The organism is Flavobacterium sp. Arc2 (assembly GCF_041431385.1).
Classification (GTDB): Bacteria; Bacteroidota; Bacteroidia; order Flavobacteriales; family Flavobacteriaceae; genus Flavobacterium.
The window spans coordinates 12,290-32,446 of record NZ_JASMRH010000012.1 but is presented as its reverse complement, the minus strand read 5'-3'; the positions used below and the strand labels follow the sequence as shown (position 1 = coordinate 32,446).

General features: G+C 34.3%; 17 protein-coding genes. 14 read left to right on the top strand and 3 right to left on the bottom strand.

From position 1 onward, the window contains the following. Window positions 1-8 precede the first annotated feature (8 nt). The 13 genes from leuB to QO182_RS09845 all read left to right on the top strand — a co-directional run bounded on the left by leuB (window position 9) and on the right by QO182_RS09845 (window position 14,627). Window positions 9-1,133 carry a 3-isopropylmalate dehydrogenase gene (gene leuB / locus QO182_RS09905; RefSeq protein WP_371541860.1) on the top strand — a complete coding sequence of 375 codons (1,125 nt, stop codon included), beginning with the start codon at window positions 9-11 and terminating at the stop codon, window positions 1,131-1,133. A gap of 38 nt (window positions 1,134-1,171) precedes the next feature. Then, complete coding sequence (gene ilvD, locus QO182_RS09900; protein ID WP_371541863.1) at window positions 1,172-2,845, top strand: dihydroxy-acid dehydratase; 1,674 nt, start codon at window positions 1,172-1,174, stop codon at window positions 2,843-2,845. Window positions 2,846-2,886: 41 nt separating this feature from the next. Next, window positions 2,887-4,581 carry a biosynthetic-type acetolactate synthase large subunit gene (gene ilvB / locus QO182_RS09895; protein WP_371541866.1) on the top strand — a complete coding sequence of 565 codons (1,695 nt, stop codon included), beginning with the start codon at window positions 2,887-2,889 and terminating at the stop codon, window positions 4,579-4,581. 4 nt (window positions 4,582-4,585) lie between these two features. Next, window positions 4,586-5,113 (top strand): acetolactate synthase small subunit, encoded by a 528-nt coding sequence (gene ilvN / locus QO182_RS09890; protein ID WP_371541868.1) that lies wholly within the window; start codon window positions 4,586-4,588, stop codon window positions 5,111-5,113. Between the two features lie 10 nt (window positions 5,114-5,123). Continuing rightward, window positions 5,124-6,593: a ketol-acid reductoisomerase gene (gene ilvC, locus QO182_RS09885; RefSeq protein WP_371561296.1), complete on the top strand. Its 1,470-nt coding sequence runs from the start codon at window positions 5,124-5,126 to the stop codon at window positions 6,591-6,593. A 525-nt stretch (window positions 6,594-7,118) separates the two neighbouring features. Beyond that, a complete protein-coding gene (gene acs, locus QO182_RS09880; RefSeq protein WP_371541872.1) occupies window positions 7,119-9,026 on the top strand; it encodes an acetate--CoA ligase in 1,908 nt (635 codons plus the stop codon). A gap of 105 nt (window positions 9,027-9,131) precedes the next feature. Then, window positions 9,132-10,259, top strand: a complete 1,128-nt coding sequence (locus QO182_RS09875) for an NAD(P)/FAD-dependent oxidoreductase (protein WP_371561293.1) — start codon at window positions 9,132-9,134, stop codon at window positions 10,257-10,259. A gap of 6 nt (window positions 10,260-10,265) precedes the next feature. Continuing rightward, the gene (locus tag QO182_RS09870) at window positions 10,266-10,979 is read left to right on the top strand and encodes a methyltransferase domain-containing protein (RefSeq protein ID WP_371561291.1); all 714 of its coding nucleotides are present in this window, start codon (window positions 10,266-10,268) and stop codon (window positions 10,977-10,979) included. Then, entirely contained in the window at window positions 10,976-12,028 is a 1,053-nt protein-coding gene (locus QO182_RS09865) for a type III polyketide synthase (RefSeq protein ID WP_371561289.1), read from the top strand. Before QO182_RS09870 ends, QO182_RS09865 begins: the two co-directional genes overlap by 4 nt. A 20-nt stretch (window positions 12,029-12,048) precedes the next feature. Further along, window positions 12,049-12,477: a 3-hydroxyacyl-ACP dehydratase FabZ family protein gene (locus QO182_RS09860; RefSeq protein WP_371561495.1), complete on the top strand. Its 429-nt coding sequence runs from the start codon at window positions 12,049-12,051 to the stop codon at window positions 12,475-12,477. 122 nt (window positions 12,478-12,599) lie between these two features. Then, window positions 12,600-13,874 (top strand): beta-ketoacyl synthase, encoded by a 1,275-nt coding sequence (locus QO182_RS09855; protein WP_371561287.1) that lies wholly within the window; start codon window positions 12,600-12,602, stop codon window positions 13,872-13,874. A 10-nt stretch (window positions 13,875-13,884) separates the two neighbouring features. Beyond that, window positions 13,885-14,139 (top strand): acyl carrier protein, encoded by a 255-nt coding sequence (locus QO182_RS09850; RefSeq protein ID WP_371541890.1) that lies wholly within the window; start codon window positions 13,885-13,887, stop codon window positions 14,137-14,139. Continuing rightward, on the top strand, window positions 14,136-14,627 hold the full coding sequence (locus QO182_RS09845; RefSeq protein ID WP_371561285.1) for a 4'-phosphopantetheinyl transferase superfamily protein: 492 nt from the start codon (window positions 14,136-14,138) through the stop codon (window positions 14,625-14,627). Before QO182_RS09850 ends, QO182_RS09845 begins: the two co-directional genes overlap by 4 nt. Before the next feature lie 99 nt (window positions 14,628-14,726). On the opposite strand, the gene QO182_RS09840 is transcribed toward QO182_RS09845, so the two are convergent. Together QO182_RS09840 and QO182_RS09835 are read right to left on the bottom strand one after the other, a co-directional pair. Beyond that, window positions 14,727-15,323 (bottom strand): PolC-type DNA polymerase III, encoded by a 597-nt coding sequence (locus QO182_RS09840; protein WP_371541896.1) that lies wholly within the window; start codon window positions 15,321-15,323, stop codon window positions 14,727-14,729. A gap of 2 nt (window positions 15,324-15,325) precedes the next feature. Next, window positions 15,326-17,242, bottom strand: a complete 1,917-nt coding sequence (locus tag QO182_RS09835; RefSeq protein WP_371561283.1) for a DUF294 nucleotidyltransferase-like domain-containing protein — start codon at window positions 17,240-17,242, stop codon at window positions 15,326-15,328. A 598-nt stretch (window positions 17,243-17,840) separates the two neighbouring features. Here QO182_RS09835 and QO182_RS09830 point away from each other — a divergent pair. Next, window positions 17,841-18,773, top strand: coding sequence for a sterol desaturase family protein (locus tag QO182_RS09830; RefSeq protein WP_371561281.1), 933 nt, complete (start codon window positions 17,841-17,843; stop codon window positions 18,771-18,773). Between the two features lie 302 nt (window positions 18,774-19,075). On the opposite strand, the gene QO182_RS09825 is transcribed toward QO182_RS09830, so the two are convergent. Next, window positions 19,076-20,119, bottom strand: coding sequence for a putative zinc-binding metallopeptidase (locus QO182_RS09825; protein WP_371561280.1), 1,044 nt, complete (start codon window positions 20,117-20,119; stop codon window positions 19,076-19,078). Window positions 20,120-20,157 lie beyond the last annotated feature (38 nt).

Here is a 20,157-nt window from a genome sequence, read left to right as displayed (position 1 = left end):
CGTAAGCCATGAATTTAAAAATAGCAGTATTATCAGGAGATGGAATAGGACCTGAGGTAATCTTACAGGCAAAAAAAGCATTATATGCAATTAGCGTAATGTTTGATCACGAGTTTATTTTTGAAGATGCCCTTATAGGCGCTGTCGCTATTGATAAAACAGGTGCATCATTACCTGAACAAACATTAAATTTATGTTTGAACACTGATGCAGTATTATTAGGGACTGTAGGAGACGGAAACCCTAAATATGATAGCAATCCAGATGCTCAAAAACGTCCTTCACAGGCTGTTTTAAAATTAAGAAAAGAGTTAGGGCTTTTTGCCAATAAAAGACCAATTAGAACGTATTCAACTCTTATGCATTCTTCTCCTTTGAAAAGAGAGATTATTGAAGGAGCTGATTTTATTGTTTTTAGAGAATTGACAGGCGGAATGTACTTTAGTGACAAAACATTAAATGAAGAGAAAACAAAAGCATCTGACGTTTGTGAATATTCTGAAGAAGAAATTACAAGAATCACGCATTTAGCTTTTAAAGAAGCTCAAAAAAGAAGAAATAAAGTTACTATGGTTGACAAAGCTAATGTGCTTGAAACTTCTCGTTTGTGGAGGAACGTAGTGCAAAAAGTAGCTTTAGATTACCCAGATGTGCAATTGAACTTTTTATTTGTGGATACCGCAGCAATGCAATTAATATTAAACCCTAGACAGTTTGATGTTATTTTAACAGAGAACCTTTTTGGTGATATTCTTTCTGACGAAGCAAGTGCTATTACCGGTTCAATCGGGTTATTGGCTTCTGCTTCTTTCGGAACTAAAAAAGCATTGTTTGAGCCTGTTCATAAATCTTTTCCACAAGCTAAAGGTAAAAATATCGCAAATCCTATTGCTTCTATTGTTGCTGCAGCCATGTTGCTAGAACACTTTGGCTTGACCGAAGAAGCAAAATTAGTACATGAAGCAATAGAAAAAGCTATTGAATATAATGTGGTTACTATTGATTTGAATCCGGGAACTAGTTTTGGAACTAATGAAGTAGGAGAGTTCGTTTCTAATTTTATTTTAAATAAAGACGACTTATTGTATTTCAATAATGACAATGTACACATCGGGCAATCGACTATCGTTTAAAGAAGAAAATAAATACACACACAGATATAATTATATAAATGGAATTAAATAAATATAGCAAAACCATAACTCAAGACGAAACGCAACCTGCTGCACAAGCAATGCTTTACGGAATTGGTTTAACTGAAGAAGATTTAAAGAAAGCTCAAGTAGGAATTGTTAGTATGGGCTACGAAGGGAACACTTGTAACATGCACCTAAATGGTTTGGCTAAAGAAATCAAAAAAGGGGTTTGGAAAGAAGATTTAGTAGGGCTTATTTTTAACACAATCGGTGTAAGTGACGGTATTTCTAACGGAACTGACGGAATGCGTTTTTCATTAGTTTCTAGAGATGTTATTGCAGATTCTATCGAAACAGTAATGGGAGCACAATGGTACGATGGTTTAATCGCTGTTCCGGGTTGTGATAAAAACATGCCAGGATCTGTAATTGCTATGGGACGAGTGAATCGCCCATCGATTATGGTTTATGGAGGTTCGATCCACTCTGGTAAATGGAAAGGCGAGTCTTTAAATATTGTTTCTGCATTTGAAGCATTAGGAAAAAAATTCAACAATACGATTGCTCCTGAGGATTTCAAGGGAGTGATTCAAAATGCTTGTCCGGGAGCAGGTGCTTGTGGTGGAATGTATACTGCAAATACGATGTCTTCGGCTATTGAAGCTTTAGGGATGAGTTTGCCTTATAGTTCTTCTAATCCTGCATTAAGCGAAGAGAAAAAACAAGAATGTATTGATGCTGGAAAAGCAATTAGAATCTTGTTAGAAAAAGATATCAAACCAAGAGATATCATGACACGTGAAGCTTTTCTAAATGCAATTACAATGGTAGCCGTTTTAGGTGGATCTACTAATGCAGTAATGCATTTAATTGCTATGGCACATTCTGTTGATATCGAAATTACTCTTAAAGATTTCCAAGATATTAGTGATAAAACACCTTTACTTGCAGATTTGAAACCAAGTGGTAAATACCTAATGGAAGATTTGCATGAAGCTGGAGGAGTTCCTGCAGTAATGAAGTACTTACTGAAACAAGGATTATTACATGGTGACTGTTTAACCGTAACTGGGAAAACATTAGCAGAGAATTTAGCTGTTGTTCCAGATTTGAACGACGGTCAGGAAGTAATACACGAAATTCAGAAAGCATTAAAAGCAACTGGAAATATCCAAATTCTTTACGGAAATCTTGCTGAAGAAGGTTGTGTTGCTAAAATTAGTGGTAACGAAGGAGAATATTTTGAAGGTGACGCAATTGTTTATGAAAATGAGCATGATGTTATAACTGGAGTTCGTGGAGGTGAAGTAAAACCAGGTAATGTAGTCGTCATTAGGTACTGTGGACCTAAAGGTGGGCCAGGAATGCCGGAAATGCTTAAACCTACATCAGCCATTATGGGTGCTGGATTAGGAAAAAGTGTAGCTTTAATTACTGACGGTAGATTTTCTGGTGGTTCACATGGATTTGTTGTTGGTCACGTTACGCCAGAGGCTTTTGATGGTGGTGGAATAGCATTAGTTAAAAATGGGGATATAATCACTATTGACGCTGTAAAAAACACTATTAATCTGAAAATTTCTGACGAAGAGTTTGCAGCAAGAAAAGCAAATTGGGTCCAGCCTGATTTAAAAGTAAAAAAAGGAGTATTACTAAAATATATAAGATCAGTTTCAAGTGCCTCTACAGGTTGTGTAACTGATAAATAAAGCAAAGAGCCTTTGCGGCTTAAGCGAATAAATAAATACCGATGGGAACAAAAAAAATATCAGGCGCTGAAGCCGTTATTAGATGCTTATTAGAAGAAGGAGTAGATTTGGTTTACGGTTATCCAGGTGGAGCAATCATGCCGGTTTACGACGAGTTATATAAATTTAAAGATCAATTGCATCATGTTTTAGTGCGTCACGAACAAGGGGCCACACATGCGGCGCAAGGATTTGCAAGAGCTACCGGAAAAGTTGGGGTGGCCATAGCAACTTCAGGTCCTGGAGCTACAAACTTGGTCACGGGAATTGCAGATGCGCAAATTGACTCAACACCTATGGTTTGTATCACGGGTCAGGTTGGGAAACACTTATTAGGTTCTGATGCATTTCAAGAAACAGATATTATTGGGATATCAACTCCAGTAACTAAATGGAATTACCAAATTACTGAAGCTTCTGAAATTCCAGAAATCATGGCAAAGGCTTTCTATATTGCTAGATCAGGACGTCCAGGACCAGTATTAGTAGATATTACTAAAAATGCACAATTTGATGAATTCGAATTCAGCTATAAAAAATGTACCGGAATTAGAAGTTATGTGGCTGTTCCAAAATTAAATATTGAAAAAGTAAAAGAAGCTGCAGAATTAATCAACAAGGCTAAGAAACCATTTATTGTTTTTGGTCAAGGGATTATTTTAGGTCAGGCTGAAGAGTTATTAAAAGCATTTGTTGAAAAATCAGGAATTCCTGCTGCTTGGACAATTTTAGGACTTTCTGCATTACCTACAGAGCATCCATTAAATGTAGGAATGTTAGGAATGCATGGAAATTATGCACCAAATATTTTAACTAATGAGTGTGATGTTTTAATTGCACTAGGAATGCGTTTTGATGACCGCGTGACGGGAAATTTAGAAACGTATGCTAAACAAGCTAAAGTAATTCACTTCGATATCGATCCTGCTGAAATAGATAAAAATGTAAAAACGGAAGTAGCTGTTTTAGGTGATGTAAAAGAAGGATTAGCTGCTTTATTGCCTTTAATCGAAAACAATACACATGAATCTTGGCACAATAGATTCAAAGAATTATATGAAGTTGAATTAGAGGCTGTAATCAACGATGAATTGAAACCTAAAAAGGAAGGGATTTCTATGGGTGAAACTATCGAAATGATCAACAAACATTCTAAAGGAGACGCTATTATGGTTTCGGATGTGGGGCAACACCAAATGTTTACTTGTCGTTATTCTAAATTCAATAAATCTAAAAGTAATGTTACTTCTGGAGGATTAGGAACGATGGGCTTTGCATTACCAGCAGCTATAGGTGCTAAGATGGGAATGCCAGAAAGGGAAGTAGTTGCCATTATTGGAGATGGTGGATTCCAAATGACTATTCAGGAATTAGGAACTATTTTTCAGACGAAAGTCCCAGTAAAAATTGTAATACTAAACAATGAATTTTTAGGAATGGTTCGTCAATGGCAGCAATTGTTTTTTGACAGGCGTTATGCTTCGACTGAAATGACTAACCCTAATTTTGTTGCTATTGCAGAAGGCTATTATATCAAAGCTAAAAAAGTAACGAAAAGAGAAGATTTAGATGCTGCTGTTGCTGAAATGATGGCTTCAAAAGAATCGTACTTCCTTGAAGTTATGGTAGAAAAAGAAAATAATGTATTCCCTATGATACCAACAGGAGCTTCTGTTTCTGATATCAGATTAAGTTAATATTATGGAAAATCAAACATTCACAATTTCTGTTTATTCAGAAAATAACGTTGGTCTATTAAACAGAATATCAGGTATATTCTTAAAGCGTCACATCAATATCCTTAGTTTAAATGTCTCAGAATCAGAGATAGAAAATGTTTCTAGATTTGTGATTGTGGTGCATACCACAGAAAAATGGGTGCAAAACATTGTAGGTCAAATAGAAAAACAAATTGAGGTTATAAAAGCCTTTTATCATATTGATGACGAAACTATCTTTTTAGAAAATGCCTTATTCAAAATTGAATCTGGATTACTATTCGACGAAAAGCAAATTCAAAATATAATAAAAGAAAGTAACTCAGAAATAGTTACCGTGTCCAGAGACTTTTTTGTGATTTCTAAATCAGGAAGACGTTCAGACATTGAGGAACTATATAATAAATTAAAACCTTTCGGAATCATGCAATTTGTGCGTTCAGGAAGAATATCCGTTTCCAAAGAAAAAATGGAAATATCAACACTATTAGAAGAACTAAAAAATAAATAAAAATTAGACAATGGCAAATTATTTCAATTCATTACCACTTAGATTACAATTAGAACAATTAGGCGTTTGCGAATTTATGGACCAATCAGAATTTGCTGATGGTATAGCTGCTTTAAAAGGAAAGAAGGTGGTTATTGTTGGTTGCGGAGCACAAGGATTAAACCAAGGATTAAACATGAGAGATTCAGGTTTAGATATTTCTTATGCGCTAAGAGCCGAAGCAATTGCTCAAAAAAGAGCTTCTTTTATGAATGCTGCTGATAATGGTTTTACAGTGGGAACTTATGAAGAATTAATCCCTACGGCTGATTTGGTTTGTAACCTTACGCCAGACAAACAACATACTGCGGTAGTTACTGCAATTATGCCTTTGATGAAAAAAGGTTCAACATTGGCCTATTCTCATGGTTTTAATATTGTAGAAGAAGGAATGCAAATTCGTAAAGACATTACTGTTATTATGTGTGCTCCAAAATGTCCAGGATCTGAGGTTCGTGAAGAATATAAAAGAGGTTTTGGTGTACCTACCTTAATTGCGGTACATCCTGAAAATGATCCAAATAATGAAGGTTTTGCTCAAGCAAAAGCGTATGCTGTTGCAACAGGAGGACACAAAGCGGGTGTATTGAACTCATCATTTGTTGCTGAAGTAAAATCAGATTTAATGGGAGAGCAAACTATTCTTTGTGGAATGCTACAAACAGGATCTATTTTATGTTTTGATAAAATGGTCGAAAAAGGAATAGAGCCTGCTTATGCTTCTAAATTAATCCAATACGGTTGGGAAACGGTAACAGAAGCCTTGAAACATGGTGGAATCACTAATATGATGGATCGTTTAAACAATCCTTCAAAAGTGGAAGCGTATAGATTAGCTGATGAGTTGAAAGACATTATGCGTCCTTTATTTCAAAAACATATGGATGATATCATTTCAGGTGAATTTTCAAAAAATATGATGATTGACTGGGATAATGATGATGTTAATTTATTGACTTGGAGAGCGGCCACTGCTGAAACTAATTTTGAAAAAACTGCAGCGACTACAGATACTATTTCTGAACAAGAATACTTTGATAATGGAGTATTGATGATTGCTATGGTAAAGGCAGGTGTAGAATTGGCTTTTGAAACTATGACAGAAACAGGTATTATTGAAGAATCAGCTTATTATGAATCTCTTCATGAATTGCCTTTAATTGCCAATACAGTAGCTAGAAAAAAATTATACGAAATGAATAGAATTATTTCTGATACTGCAGAATATGGTTGTTATTTATTTGATCATGCTTGTAAGCCGTTATTAACGGAATTTATGAAAACTATCGATACTAATGTTATAGGAAAACCTTTTGCTACGACAAATGGTATTGATAACTCAGTATTAATTGCTGTTAACAAAAGTATTCGTCAGCACCCAATTGAAGAAACAGGGGAATGGTTGAGAGAATCTATGACTGCTATGAAAAAAATAGGATAATAAAAAAAATAGGAATTGCCACACAGGAGCGTGTGCTGGAATTTGCACTGTATCAAAAATGTCTATGTATATTTTGAGTTAGTATACGATGTATTTAAACATTGGTAAAGGATATGGAAGCTGATTACATTCACTTAACTTCGACCGAGCGACAAGTTAAGTGAAGTGGTTCCTTATTATGATAAGAGAAATATTTGTAGGGATTTTTAATTCGAAGATCTATTGCAAGTAAGGTTGTAGAACCATTAGCACGGTGGAGACGGATATGTTATTTACAATGCGTTTTTATAGTTTCTTTGGGTGCTAGATTAATTGTTATGAAGATTGTTAATGAAGAAAGGCGGGGTAGAAAATCTACTTCGTCTTTTTTGTTTTTTATCATATTATTCAAAATAGCTCATTTTTAAAGAATACTTACTTATATTGTAGTATTATTATTGAGTTTTTAATTTATCGCCGAATTTATAAATTTATTTGTTTTTGGAATAGAGGGAATTTTAATACTTTTATAAAAAATTTACAAGCATGAGCTACTATAAGATTCAAAACTTCGAGCAATACTTCAAACATTATAACAAATCTGTCCGTGAACCCCGAAAATTTTGGGGTAAAATAGCCGAAGAGAATTTTACTTGGTTTCAACAATGGGATAAAGTTGTTGAGTTTGATATGGCTGAAGCTGAAATAAAATGGTTTACCGAAGCAAAAGTAAACATGGCTAAAAACTGCATTGACAGACACCTTAATAAAAGAGGAGAAAAAACAGCGATTATTTTTGAGCCAAATAATCCGAGTGAGGAAGCTTTGCATATTTCTTATAATGAATTGCATCAAAGGGTAGGTAAAATGGCCAACGTTTTGCGCGAACAAGGAATTAATAAAGGAGATCGAGTTTGTATTTATTTACCGATGATTCCGGAATTAGCTGTTTCAATTTTAGCTTGTGCGAGAATTGGCGCGATTCATTCCGTTGTTTTTGCTGGCTTTTCTGCTTCTGCAGTCGCTAACCGAATAACGGATAGTGAATGTAAAATGGTGATTACATCAGATGGTGGTTACCGCGGTAATAAAACAATCGAATTAAAAGAGATAATTGACGAAGCCTTAGAAAAATGTCCATCGGTAGAAAAGGTATTGGTTGTTAAAAGAACCAACACTCCAATTACGATGAAAGAAGGTAGAGATATTTATTTACAACCTCTACTAGACGAGGCATCAGATAACTGTGTTGCTGAAATTATGGATTCTGAAGATCCATTGTTTATTCTGTATACGTCTGGTTCGACAGGAAAACCAAAAGGAATGGTTCATACTACGGCAGGATATATGGTTTATACTGCTTATACATTCAAAAATGTATTCAATTACGAAGAAAATGATATCTTTTGGTGTACAGCAGATATCGGCTGGATTACTGGACATTCTTATTCTTTGTATGGTCCTTTATTGAATGGAGCGACAACGGTAATTTTTGAAGGCGTTCCTTCTTATCCCGATTTTAGTCGTTTTTGGGAAATTATCGAAAAACATAAAGTTTCGCAATTCTATACTGCGCCAACAGCCATTCGTGCTTTGGCCAAAGAAAATGTAAAATATGTACAAAAACATCATTTAAAAACCTTGAAAGTAATTGGTTCGGTTGGAGAACCAATAAATGAAGAAGCTTGGCACTGGTACAATGATCATGTAGGACAAAAAAAATGTCCTGTCGTAGATACATGGTGGCAAACCGAAACTGGAGGAATAATGATTGCGCCAATAGCATTTGTAACTCCTACGAAGCCTACTTATGCAACATTACCTTTACCGGGAGTTCAGGCAGTATTAATGGATGAAAACCGTAATGAAATAGAAGGCAATCAAGTGGTAGGAAGTTTATGTATTAAATTCCCATGGCCTGGGATTGCAAGAACAATTTGGGGGGATCACCAAAGATATAAAGACACTTATTTTACGGCGTTTCCTGGAACTTATTTTACAGGTGACGGTGCTTTGCGTGATGAAGTAGGTTATTACAGAATAACGGGTCGTGTTGATGATATAGTCATTGTTTCTGGACATAATCTTGGTACTGCTCCAATTGAAGATGCAATAAATGAACATCCTGCCGTTGCTGAAAGTGCAATAGTTGGTTTTCCTCATGACATTAAAGGAAATGCACTTTATGGCTATGTGATTTTAAAAGAAACAGGCGAAATTAGAAATAAAGAAAATCTGTTTAAAGAAATTAATCAATACATTTCAGATCACGTAGGACCTATAGCTAAATTAGATAAGATACAGTTTGTTTCCGGTTTACCTAAAACGCGATCTGGTAAAATTATGCGTAGAATCCTTAGAAAAATTGCTGAAGGTGATTTTTCTAATTTTGGAGACACCTCTACTTTAGTTGATCCTGAAATTGTAGACGAAATAAAAAAAGACAGAAAATAAGTTTTTATTTTTATAATTTTTAATAGAAAACTGCTTCCTGTTTGGGAGCAGTTTTTTTATTTTTTAATAACTTTCATTTCCAAGAAATAACCTAAATTAGCCACTATGGAAAAGATAGCGTCTGTTATTATTGTTGGAGGAGGATTAGCTGGGCTCACGTCAGCTATTCATTTATCTAAAATAGGGGTGGCTGTTATTTTGATCGAAAAGAATGAGTTTCCAAAACACAAAGTTTGCGGAGAATACATTTCAAATGAAGTATTGCCTTATCTCGAATGGCTGGATATCAATGTTTCTCAATTAACTCCTACGAAAATTAGTCAACTTCAATTTTCGACAGAAAATGGTAAATCAATTAAAATTGAATTGCCGCTTGGAGGTTTTGGTGTCAGTCGTTTTGCTCTAGATGCTTATTTATATAAGAAAGCTGTTGCAAATGGGTGTGTCGTTATACAAGATACTGTCGAAGACATTGTTTATAACGAGAATCAATTTACAGTACGAACTTCAGATAATATGGTGCTAAAAGCAGAAATCGTAATTGGTGCTTTTGGGAAACGTTCCAATATTGATCAAAAATTAAATAGAAATTTTATTCAAAAAAAATCTTCGTGGTTAGCAGTAAAAGCACATTACTCTGGCGATTTTCCTAGTAATTTGGTGGGATTGCATAATTTTAAGGGAGGTTATTGTGGGGTTTCAAAAGTAGAAAATGACACAATTAATATTTGCTATTTAGCAGATTACGAAACTTTTAAAAAGCACAAAAATATTCAAGAGTATCAGAAAGATGTGGTTTCTAAAAATCCGCATTTAAAATTAATTTTAGATGCCAGTACGATGCTTTTTGAAAAGCCTTTAACGATCAGCCAGATTTCTTTCGAAAAAAAAAGAGCAGTAGAAAATGGTATTCTTATGATAGGAGACACAGCTGGGCTGATACATCCTTTATGCGGGAACGGAATGGCGATGGCTATTCATAGTGCTAAAATTGCTTCTGATTTGGTTGGTGCTTATTTTGAGGGCGAGATTACATCTAGGACTTCATTGGAAAAAAAATATTTTAAACAATGGAATTATAATTTTAATAGTAGGTTGAAGATGGGCCGGATATTATCTAAAATTTTAGAAAAACAAAAACTGTCCGAGTCTCTAATCCGTATAGTAGTTAGATTCCCTTTCGTTTTAAAAATAATCATAAGGAAAACCCATGGCAAACCCATTATAAATTAATCAGATATGTCATTAAACACAAAATATAGAACTGATGAACCGGAAATCATGGATGATTTTGCTCTGGAAGGCGAAATTTTACGTGAAGCTTTAGATAAAATCGCAAAAATTAATCAGCTATTAGGAGGAAACAAACTAACTTTACTAGGAGTGAAGGAGTTAATCGCTAATAATCCTAAAACAACTGAAATCACGATTGTTGATGTGGGTTGTGGTAATGGAGATATGTTAAGAACACTTGCTGATTATGGATTGCAGCATAATTTAAAACTTAATCTAATAGGGGTTGATGCAAATAATTTCACTGTAAGGCATGCTATTAATTTATCAAAAGAATATCTCAATATAGCGTACCGTTGTGAAGATATCTTTGATAAACCTTTTAAAGAATTAAAGTATGATATTGTATTGTGCACCTTGACTTTACATCATTTCAAGGAAGATGAAATTATGGAAATAATGACAACATTTTATGAGAATGCCAGTCTCGGAGTTGTTATTAATGATTTACATCGAAGTGCTGTCGCTTACCGATTGTTTCAGTCCTTGTGTTTTGTTTTTCAATTGAATGATATGTCCAGGGAAGATGGTTTGGTTTCAATATTAAGAGGTTTTAGAAAAGAAGACTTACTTCGGTTTTCAAAAAAATTAAATTTTAAAAAATATAAAATCCAATGGAAATGGGCTTTTAGATACCAATGGATAATTTCAAAGATATGAGTGTAAAAATAAATACAGTTACAAAACAATTACCGAAATATTCCAGAACTACAGCGGAAATAATTCCGTTTCTAGATGCTTGGCTCACGGGACAAGATGAGCGCTTCATCAGAAAAGTAAAGAAAATATTTGAGGGTGCGGCAGTAGACAAGCGCTATTCCATCATGGATCCGATCGAAGTTTTTACAAAAACATCATTCGAAGAGCGAAATGATATTTATGTTCGTGAAGTCATTGATTTAGGAGAAAAGGTACTGGAAAAAGCATTGTTGAAATCGGGGTGGAAGGCAGAAGATTTAGATTATATCATAACGGTGAGTTGCACTGGTATCATGATCCCTTCATTAGATGCCTATTTAATTAATAAGCTAAAGTTACGGCAGGACATTGTGCGTCTACCGGTAACGGAGATGGGCTGTGCTGCTGGAATATCTGGAATTATATATGCTAAAAACTTTTTGCAGTCTAATCCTGGTAAACGCGCAGCGGTAATCGCAGTAGAAAGTCCGACAGCAACATTTCAGCTGAATGATTTTTCGATGGCTAATATTGTAAGTGCTGCTATTTTTGGAGATGGAGCTGCCTGTGTCTTACTCTCGTCTCACGAAGACGATGAAGGTCCCGAAATTCTAGCAGAAGAGATGTATCATTTTTATGAAAATGAACACATGATGGGCTTTAAGCTAACCAATAGTGGTTTGCAAATGATTTTAGACATTGAAGTCCCAGATACTATTGCTTCGCATTTCCCAGCGATTATCCATCCTTTTTTAGAAAAAAACAATCTAAAAATTGATGATATGGACCATCTCATATTTCATCCGGGTGGAAAAAAGATAGTTCAAACAGTGGAAGCTTTATTTTCAGATTTAGGTAAAAACATAGATGATACAAAGGAAGTTTTGCGTTTGTATGGTAATATGTCGAGTGCAACCGTTCTGTATGTTTTGGAGCGATTCATGGATAATATGCCTCCAAAAGGAGATAAAGGATTAATGCTGAGTTTTGGCCCAGGGTTTTCGGCCCAAAGAGTATTGTTGCAGTTTTAGTAAAAGAAGATATAAGAATGATGAAAAATAAAGAAATTATATCAAAATTACCGTATTCTAAACCATTCCTATTTGTTGATGAAATCATTAAGATTGATGAAAATGGAGTAGAAGGTACCTTTACTTTCGATGAAAAATTAGATTTTTACAAAGGTCATTTTGAAAATCATCCGGTGACACCTGGTGTGATTTTAACAGAGACAATGGCTCAAATAGGACTCGTTTGCCTAGGTATATTTTTATTAGATAATAACTTTAATAAAAATACTTCAATAGCTTTAACATCAACTAATATTGAATTTATGAAACCCGTATTTCCTAATGAAAAAGTGACCGTATTTTCAGAAAAGGTCTACTTCAGATTTGGTAAACTAAAATGTAAAGTGAGTATGAAAAATGAATTTGGGGTTGTTGTTTGTAGTGGAGAAATTGCAGGAATGATAGTCTAAATATTTCTTTTAATTCCTCAGTGGCTTTCGCTTTGCCTAATTTCGAATTAAAAAAGCAAGAGCTTAAAAAAAAATGTATCGAGAAATCTTGATGCAATTTTAATGATTTAAATAATAATGCCATGAATAGGAGAGTAGTAATAACCGGACTTGGTGTGGTGGCTCCAAATGGAGTAGGGATTGATGCCTTTACTCATGCGATTAAAAATGGAATTTCTGGTATTCGTAAAGATCCGGACTTGGAACGCCTGCAATTTTCGTGTCAGATTTCAGGAAAACCTGAGATTTCGGAGGCACTATCATTGGATTATTTTACGGAATTAGAACTGCGAAATTTTAACTCCACGGGTATTTTGTATGGTGTAATAGCGGGAATGGATGCATGGAAGGATGCTGAGTTACCCATATTGAATAACGAGGACCCTGATTGGGATAGCGGAACGATTTTTGGTACTGGAACTTCTGGTATCGATAAATTTCGCGAAAGCATTTACAAAATTGATGATTTGCAAACTCGTAGACTTGGAAGTACAGCTGTAGCACAAACAATGAATAGTGGAGTTAGTGCTTATCTAGGAGGGAAATTAGGTTTAGGGAACCAGGTAACTACTAATTCATCTGCTTGTACTACTGGGGCCGAAAGCATTTTGATGGCTTATGAACGTATCAAGTCGGGGTTGGCTAATCGAATGTTAGCTGGGAGCACTAGTGACAGTGGGCCTTATATCTGGGGTGGTTTTGATGCTTTGCGTGTTTGTACTTTTAAGCACAATGAAAGTCCAGAGCAAGGTTCGAGACCTATGAGTGCCAGTGCCTCTGGATTTGTACCTGGAAGCGGAGCAGGAGCTTTCGTATTGGAAGATTTGGAAACAGCGCTTTCACGTGGCGTACGAATTTATGCTGAAGTGTTAGGTGGAAATGTAAATTCAGGTGGACAGCGTGGTGAGGGAACAATGACGGCTCCAAATCCTATAGCGGTTCAAAAGTGTATCAAAGATGCGATTGCTAATGCTGGAATCCAAGCAGATGAAATCGACACTATCAATGGTCACTTGACTGCTACATCAAAAGACAGTTTAGAAATAAAGAATTGGAGTGAAGCTTTGGGCAGAAGCGGCAACGATTTCCCCTATATCAACTCATTGAAATCAATGGTAGGTCATTGCTTGTCAGCAGCTGGGAGTATAGAAAGTGTTGCTGCAGTATTACAAGTACATCAAGGATTTATTTTTCCCAATATTAATTGTGAGGACTTAAACCTTGAAATCGAAAATATAATTGATGTTTCAAGAGTTCCTAAAAATTTGATTGAAAAAGAATTAAATATTATAGCCAAAGCCAGTTTTGGTTTTGGAGACGTTAATGGTTGCCTCATTTTGAAAAAATATACAGTTTAAAAACTATAGCATGAACAAAGAAGAGACTTTAGAACAATTAAGAAATATAGTAAAGCCCTACATTAATAATGAAGAAGCTTTTGAAAATTTCACGGAAGACACAGATTTCATAACTGATTTAAATATTAATTCGGCTAATCTGGTGGATATCATTTTAGATGTCGAAGACTATTTTAAAATCCATATCGATAATGATTCGATGGAAAAAATGATTGACGTGAAATCTACATTGGAAATAATAGAAACTAAATTAGCAAAAAGGTGATTGGAAACGATGTTGTAGATTTGGCTTTAGCTCGAATAGAAAGCAATTGGAAACGTCAAGGATATTTGGATAAAATATTTACGCCAAAAGAACAATTGCTTATTTCAACTGCTGAAAATTCAGACATCATGGTATGGAATTTATGGAGCAGGAAAGAAGCAGCTTACAAAATCTACAATAGAGCCACAGGAATACGCGGCTACTTTCCCCTGAAGTTAGAATGTACTTACGAAAATAGAAATATAGGTTCCGTTCTATGTAATGGTTATACCTACTATACTAAAACTGAAATAATACAGGATAAAATTCACACAATTGCAGTAACTGATAAGATGGATCTTAATTTTGTCTTGGAGCTCGGACCTACAGTGAAAATAATAAAAAAGAAGGGAGTTCCATTTCTTGTAGAAGGGAAAAAGAATTCTTTAAATCTCGTTTCATTAAGTCATCATGGTCGTTACAGTACTATGGTACGGTTAAAACAATAAAGAACAACGAGATTGAATCTGTTTAATATGTGGAAAGTTTTAGCTCTTTATGATTTTATTCAGTTAAAATAAAACTAGCAAATTATTGTCTTTAAGGGTTTATTTAATACCTAACCTTGACTTTAATTTTAGAAATAATAAAGCCGTTTTATAGGCGTCTTCAGTTGACGAATTTCTCTCGCTGTTTGGGACTTTATAAATTTCAGATAATTCGTTTAATGAAAATTGCTTATCAGTGATATCGTTTAATTTTCGATGCATCATATCAATATCCAAGGCTTCATTTTTTAATCGGCCGCATTCTAGTTTTTCTAAGGCCTCATTAATCATTTCGACATCAAAATCAATATGATGTCCCACTAAAGTAGAATTTCCAATAAACTCAACAAAGGCTTTTATGGCTTCTGTTTCTGCAAGTTTATTCATCTTGCTTTCGATAATAAACTCATTTGAAAGTTTATTATCGTGTAGGTATTTGTATTGCAATAAAATGACTTCAAAACTGTCTCCAATAAAAAGACTGTCATCTACAACGGCAAACGCACCGATTGATAAGATTACATCTTTATGCGGATTCATACCTGTAGTTTCAGTAGAGATAACAACGTAACGATTCGATTTTTTATCGAATTTAGCAAGGTATGTTTTCCAGAATTCCGGAAGTTCTTTATTGATATTTTTTATCCATTCTAGCATAACTAGGAAAATTGAGTCAGTTGAAACTTATTTTTAATTAATTCTTCCAATTCTCTCATTGGAGCCAGCGCATTTTTCAGTTTTTCTTTGTCGATTTTTGATAACTCCTCCAAATTTATAAATTGTCCAGAATCTTCATTTTTTAAGCCTTCTACTGTTCTTATTTTCGATAAAGTTAAGAAAGCTTCAGCACAATTAAGATATATCTCTGAATATTTAGGGTCATTAATCGCTAATTGTTTAAAGCGAGTGTAGGTATTGTTAATCCCTTTTATGCCTTGACTTAGGATAAATAGACGGGCACCATCTATAAGCGGCATTAAGGCACGGGTCTTTATATCGAACTTATCTTTGTTGGGGCCAGTTTCTTCCAGAATGAACTTTTTGAAAAAACTTAAAGGAGAATTTTTTCTTAACGCATCATTGCCTAAAAAGTCAAAAAACAATGTATTGTTGCTCGCATTTTTGAAAACAACATTACTAATTGCATCTTCAATTTTTGATTCTCCAAAAACAAGTTCATAATCAAAGAATATACTACTCAAATTATTACTGCTTTCACCAGGAGTATTCATCCAGTTGTCGTATTGTTTTATCCAATCCGTCAATGACTTGCACCACATCATATTGCTTGCCATATGTCCGTTAGGGCATAATTCATAGCCTATTTCTTCAAGTGTAAGGGTCGTTTTTCGTCCTAGTTCAAGAAAATAATCTTTTACCTCTCTGTATTTTTCGGTAGCTACATCTTCAAAAACTAAAATACTATCTTGATCTGTAAGTAGCAGCTGTTCTTTTCTTCCTTGACTACCAATGCTTAACCAGGCAAAACGAGCAGGAGGGGAGCCCATTTCAAGAATAGAGATTTCGATTGCGCGCTTTAATAGGGCAAAATTGATCTCAGAAGTAATATTAGAAATATGTGTAAGAGGAATATTTTTGTAAATCGATGTTTGAATAAGATCAGTTAGTCGTACACGAATTTGTTTTAATTCTTTCGGAGTATGAGTACGCTTAATTTCTTTAATTAGAACACCAGGATTACTGGCTTGTGCAACAATCAAATCGTGTTCAGAAACAACTCCTTTTACATTCGATTTATTCGTACCATCCGCGGTTACACACAAATGGGTGACATTATTTTTTAACATCAGTAATTGTGCTTCTGCCAGCGAAACATTTTCTAGTACTGTTATTACTGGCGACGACATAATTTTATCTACTGAAACAGTTATTGGAAACCTGCCTGTAGCAATTTTAGATGACATATCCGTATCGGTAACAATTCCGATAGGCATATTCGCATCACAAATAACAGCACTATTAAGTCGCATTTCAGCCATAAGTTGCGCTACTTCACTAACCATAGAGTTAGCAGTAGTTATAAGCGGTGTATTGTTATAGGATAAAGTTTGGAAATATTGCATTTGAGACTGTTTGTCCGTATAAAATAAGGTGTCTGAAATGTGATTTCCTCGTAAATTATCGTTTTCTGTTGAGGCAGGCGTATTAGTGGCAAAATTTTCCAATAAATAATTTAAAACCTCAGTGTTATTTGCTACAAATGGTCTAAAAATGGCAATAGGAATAGCATAAACGACACTTTCTTCACGCGCTTTTGCAGTCATTCTATAATTGTTTTTTGCGAAAAATGGACGCAAACCAAAAATAGCACCTTCATGACATTTATTCAAAATCGTTTCTTCAGCATCTGCTATAACAGATAAGTGAATTACTCCAGAGGCCACAACGTAAAAACTATCGTGTAAAACATCATTATATTGGAACAATGTTTTGTTTTTTTCCAAATTTACGACACGAATATTTGCAGCAATTTCAGATAACTCTTCAAATGTTAAATGGTCAAATGGCGAGTATTTCTTTAAAAAATCAGCAATGCGTTCTACAATCGTGTTCATAATTTTGTTATGGTTTCTTTGTGTAAAATTAATAAAATTATTATTTATATGGTCGTATTATGAATGTTAAATCTTGGTTTTATTAATTAAAGGATATTATTGTTTCTTATTAAGGATAGAGTGAATAGAAAACAGTTTTACTGATGATATTTTAAAGGGAGTTAAAGATTGCACATAATTTCTATTTTACATAATATAAATTATAATTCAAATATATATTGTTTTATTTGGAGGATTATTTCCTGTTGATAGTTTTCTGTCTTTAAACTTTAAATTTATAATTCTAAAGAAAGTTCTCTTTTAATAATTTGTTGATATACCGTCGAATTATGATACGGTGTTTATTACGACGGATACTATTTATAATTGACAAGACTGGTCAGATCTTTAAATATAAAATGTTTTACGATGAGGCGGCGCAGTTAAGATAAAATAAAGTCTATTGCTTAAATAATATTTAGAACGTAATTTAACGTTAAACTAACTATAAAATGTTTTACGATGATGCGGCAATTAAGATAAAATAAAGTATATTGCTTAAATAATATTTAGAACGTATTTTAACGTTAAACAAACTTATTTAAACTACTACCACTAAATGGATTTTACGAACCCGTTAGTTTATGGAGTTCCTTGTTTTTTAGGCTTTATCGCTATAGAGCTTACCTACAGCAAAACTTTTGATGACAAACAATTATATAAATGGAAAGACTTATTCTCAAGTTTATCGCTTGGAATAGGATCTGCGGTAGTCGGTGCGCTTATAAAAACAGTAGCCGTAATATTTGTTTTTAATTTTGCCTATGATTTCTTCAACCCCATAGTAGATGGTGTTCGTATGAATATAATGGGCTGGGAATCTTTTGGATATGCATGGTACATTTGGTTATTTTGTATGCTCTTAGATGATTTTTCTTATTACTGGTTCCATCGACAAAATCACATGGTCCGCTTTTTATGGGCAGCACATATTGTACATCATTCTTCAGATAATTTTAATTTGGGTACAGCCGTTCGAAATGGTTGGTTCACTATTTTTTATAAACCCTTTTTTTATGTTTGGATTGTGATCATTGGTTTTCCGCCAGAAATGCTTGTTGTTTGTATGGCTATTGAAGCTCTATGGCAATTCCAACTGCATACACAGTATATAAAAAAAATGGGGTTTATAGAAAAATTTCTAAATACCCACACCATGCATCAAGTTCACCATGCACGCAATATTGAATATATGGATAAAAACCATGGTGGCTTCCTAAATGTTTTTGATAGAATTTTTGGAACTTGGAAAGAACTAGATGATTCTATAGCTATAGAATACGGGGTTTCTGTACCTCCAGACTCTTATAATCTATATATTATCTTAACCCATGAGTACAAAAATATTTGGGAAGACATGAAAAAATCAAAAAATTGGTATCACAAGTTCAAGTATATTTTCGGCGCTCCTGGCTGGAGTCATGATGGAAGCACTCTTACTGTAAAGCAAATGAGATACGAAATAGCAAAAACATCTAAGAGTAGTATTTAAAAGGCAGCTACTACTCTACTACCTAAAATATCTTAATACAAATTTTTGATTTAGTCTTAAAAAACCATTATTTCTCGTAGTCAAATTTGCATGAGGGATAGTAGTGGTATCCTTTTATGGAGCTTGCGGAATAAAAGATATAGCGAATAGCCCGGCCCGAAAGTAACGAGGAGGAACGACGAAGTTATCTGACGGGACATGCTCAAAAAATATAAAGTATTACAGCTTACTGTTTAGTATAATAATTAAATGGTTATGGCTACTTATTTAAATATAAAAATGAAATTTTTTTTCTAATTTTCCTATCGTTTTGGTAATAGTATTTTATGAATAAACTTCATTTTTTCAACCATATTCGGTGTAATAATGAATGGATAAACATCAGGAATTCCCATTGCTCTATTGATGCTATTGACGGCAAATGATAAAGGAATACAAGTCTCTATAATCACATCAAAATTTTCTACAGTATAAGGGTCGAAAGAAACGTTAGCTTTCATAGTGTTTGACGGATTGATTGGCTTCACATTTAAACCAAAAAAATAGGCTGTTTCTAGCATATCCATAATATGGAGATAGTGTGCCCAAGTTTCTGCCCAATCTTCCCAAGGATGTGATGTAGCATACTTGCTTACAAATGACTTTTGCCAATCTGCGGGAGCACCTTCCTTGTAATGCTTCTGTAAAGCATCAGCATAACTCACTTGTTCGTCTCCAAAAATGGCTCTAAACTCGGTTAATAGCTGCTCGTTAGTATATATTAAGCGATCCCAGAAATAGTGACCTACCTCATGTCTAAGATGACCAATCAATGTACGATAAGGTTCTAGAAATTGCTTTCGCATTTGCTCTCTTAGCGCAGAGTCTGCTTCACTTAAAAGGATAGTAATAACTCCGTCTGCGTGACCTGTCATTAGATCAGGGTCGTTTTGTTTTACAACAAAGTCGAAACACAATCCTTCGTCATTGATCATTTTACTTGGCAGTGGTAGCCCAATTTTTTGAAGTTGATAAATCAAGCGGTGCTTTGCAATTTCAAGATTTTTCCATTTTTCAAAATTTTCTGTATCGGAAAGATTTGGTATTGTTCTGTTTAGCTGGCAAGCATGACAAAATTCTTCAGGTGAATTCTTCTCAATTAGCCAGTTACAAACGTTGTATTCTTTATTCTTACAATACTTATACTCAATGTGCTTCTGATCAGAAATCAAAGATATACCCAGCGGGTCGAAGGTCAGCATCTTGCGGTCTTCATCTCTAAAACCTGATAAATGCCCGCAATTTTCACAAGTATAACTTTCGAAAAATAGAGATTGAGCACAATGACCACATTGAAATATTTTCATATATTTAATTTTGTTGTAAAAATAAGCATATGATTGTC